Origin of the sequence: Sphingomonas sp. SKA58 (assembly GCF_000153545.1) — a bacterium.
Taxonomy (GTDB): domain Bacteria; phylum Pseudomonadota; class Alphaproteobacteria; order Sphingomonadales; family Sphingomonadaceae; genus Sphingobium; species Sphingobium soli.
This window is the reverse complement of the sequence record NZ_CH959306.1, coordinates 1,685,459-1,687,994: the sequence shown is the minus strand read 5'-3', so window position 1 is coordinate 1,687,994 and position 2,536 is coordinate 1,685,459. Positions and strand designations below refer to the sequence as shown.

General features: G+C 63.2%; 4 protein-coding genes. All 4 read left to right on the top strand.

Annotated features, from left to right (window positions below; all coding sequences use genetic code 11):
- Positions 1 to 258 (top strand): cytochrome o ubiquinol oxidase subunit IV (locus tag SKA58_RS08660; RefSeq protein WP_009822023.1); only part of this gene is annotated, 258 nt, incomplete at its 5' end.
- Entirely contained in the window at positions 255 to 980 is a 726-nt protein-coding gene (locus SKA58_RS08655; RefSeq protein ID WP_009822022.1) for an SURF1 family protein, read from the top strand. The genes SKA58_RS08660 and SKA58_RS08655, both read left to right, overlap by 4 nt.
- The gene (locus tag SKA58_RS08650) at positions 977 to 2,302 is read left to right on the top strand and encodes an ATP-binding protein (protein ID WP_009822021.1); all 1,326 of its coding nucleotides are present in this window, start codon (positions 977 to 979) and stop codon (positions 2,300 to 2,302) included. The genes SKA58_RS08655 and SKA58_RS08650 overlap by 4 nt, the downstream gene beginning before the upstream one ends.
- Positions 2,292 to 2,536 (top strand): response regulator transcription factor (locus SKA58_RS08645; protein WP_037542787.1); only part of this gene is annotated, 245 nt, incomplete at its 3' end. The genes SKA58_RS08650 and SKA58_RS08645, both read left to right, overlap by 11 nt.

The window sequence follows — 2,536 nt, the reverse complement described above, 5'->3', positions numbered from 1 at the left end:
CTTCTCATCCTGGCCTTCGCAGCGGTCCAGGTGGTCGTGCACATGATCTACTTCCTGCACATGAACAGCCGCGTCGAAGGCGGCTGGTCGTTCATGGCGATGATGCTGACCATCGTGCTGGTCGTCATCGTCCTGTCGGGCTCGATGTGGGTCATGTATCACCTCAATGCGAACATGATGCCGCATGCCGACATGCAGATGGATATGGGTTCGACGCAGGAAATGCGTATGTCCAACGAAATGAGCGAGATGCCGTGATATCGCCCGAGACCGGGGAGCGCCGCCGGCGGTCCCCGGGCTTCCTGATCGGCCTGACGCTGATCGCCCTGCTTCTCTTTTCCGGATTCTGCGCCCTGGGCGCGTGGCAGGTCCAGCGCCTCGGCTGGAAACGGGACCTCATCGCCCGGGTGGATACCCGGATCCATGCCACGCCCGTGCCCGCTCCTGCCAAAGCCGATCCATCCGACGAATATCGGCATATATTCGCGACCGGCACCTTCCTTCATGATCGCAGCACATTGGTTCAGGCGGCGACGGTCCGCGGCGCGGGCTATTGGGTCCTTACCCCCTTGCGGCAGCGGAGCGGCGCGCTTCTGATGATCAATCGCGGTTTTGTGCCGCCCGATGCGAAGACCCGCTATGATCGTCCCGCAGGGCAAGTGACGGTGACGGGCCTGCTGCGCCTGTCCGAACCGGGCGGTGGTTTTCTGCGCGCCAATGATCCATCCAACGATCGCTGGTATTCGCGCGACATTGCCGCGATCGCCACCGCGCGGCGGCTGGCGCCAGCCGTCACCAGCTATTTCATCGATGCGCAGGCTGGCCCCTCCCCCAACCGGTTGCCCGTCGGGGGGCTGACCGTGGTCCGCTTTCCCAACAACCACCTGCAATATGCAATCACCTGGTTCGCTCTGGCGATCATGACGGTTGCAGCCTACATCATCGTCATGCGGCACACGGCAACCGACAAGCGCCCATGACCAGCCCAGCGGCGACCCGCGCGCGCTGGCTTCCCAGCCGCTGGCCGGCCGACGCCGCCGGGCGCAAGAATATGGTCCTGCTGGTCCAGTTGCGCTGGATCGCCATTGCCGGTCAAATCGCCACCATCTTGCTGGTGCATTTTGGCATGGGCATCCGCCTGCCGATCCTGCCCATGCTCGTCGTCCCCTGCATCGCAGCGGCCATGAATTTGGGCAGCATATTGGTTGTGCGCGGGCGCACCGATATCAGCCATGCCGAATTGTTCCTCGCCCTCCTCTTCGATGTCGTGGCTTTGACGACGCAGCTTTATCTCAGCGGCGGGGCGACCAATCCCTTCATCTCCCTCTATCTGGTGCAGGTGGCGCTCGGCGCCATGCTGCTGCATCATTGGAGCGCGTGGGGCATCGTGGCCATGTCGGCGCTCTGCGCTGCCGGGCTGACCTTCGTCTACCGGCCGCTCGACCTTACCGAAATGCTCGAAGGCCGTTTGTTCGACCTGCATATCCTTGGCACCTGGGTCTGTTTCGTGATGATCGCGGTGCTGCTGGTGCTGTTCATGACCCGCATCAACCGCAATCTGCAGGATCGCGAAACCTATATGGCCAAGATGCGGCAACACGCGGCGGAAGAAGAGCATATCGTTCGCATGGGGCTGCTCGCGTCGGGTGCCGCGCATGAACTGGGCACGCCGCTGGCGCAACTGGCCGTGGTGCTGGGCGACTGGCGACACATGCCCGAAATCAACCGCCATCCGACCCTTATGGAAGAGGTTGGCGAGATGCAGGCCGCCGTGCAGCGCTGCAAAACGATCCTCAGCGGCATCCTTCTGTCCGCGGGCGAAGCGCGCGGCGAAGCGCCGATGGTAACCGACGTGCGCGCGTTCATCGACCACATCGCCCAGCAATGGCGTGATGCCAATCCTGACCTGCCGCTGCGGTGCGATTTCGGCCCGCATGATTATCCGCGCATCATCGCCGATCCGGTCATCCGCCAAGCCGTGACCAATCTTCTCGACAATGCGCGCGAAGCCGGGGCGACCTATATCAATCTGATGGTCAGCCGGGACAGGGAATGGCTCCACATGGCGGTCCGCGACAATGGACGGGGCTTCAGCACGGATATGCTGGCCGACTTCGGCAAGCCCTATCGATCGAGCAAGGATCGGCAGGGCAGCGGCCTTGGCCTGTTTCTGGTCGTGAATGTCGTGCGCAAACTGGGCGGCCGCGTGGACGCCAGCAATGGCGCGGACGGCGGCGCGATGGTCCAGATGCGTCTACCGCTTTCGACCGTCGCTCTGGAGGAGGATGGCGATGTCGACTGACAAGCAATTGCTGATCGTGGAGGATGACGAAGGATTTGCGCGCACGCTGAAGCGCTCCTTTGAGCGGCGGGGCTACGACGTCTTGTCGGCCAACAGCCTGGAGAGCGTGACGGCCCTGCTGGCGTCACACCGCCCTGGCTTTGCTGTCGTCGATCTCAAGCTTGGCGCGCAATCGGGCCTTGCCTGCGTCCAGGCGCTGCACGCGCATGATCCTGCCATGGTGATCGTGGTCCT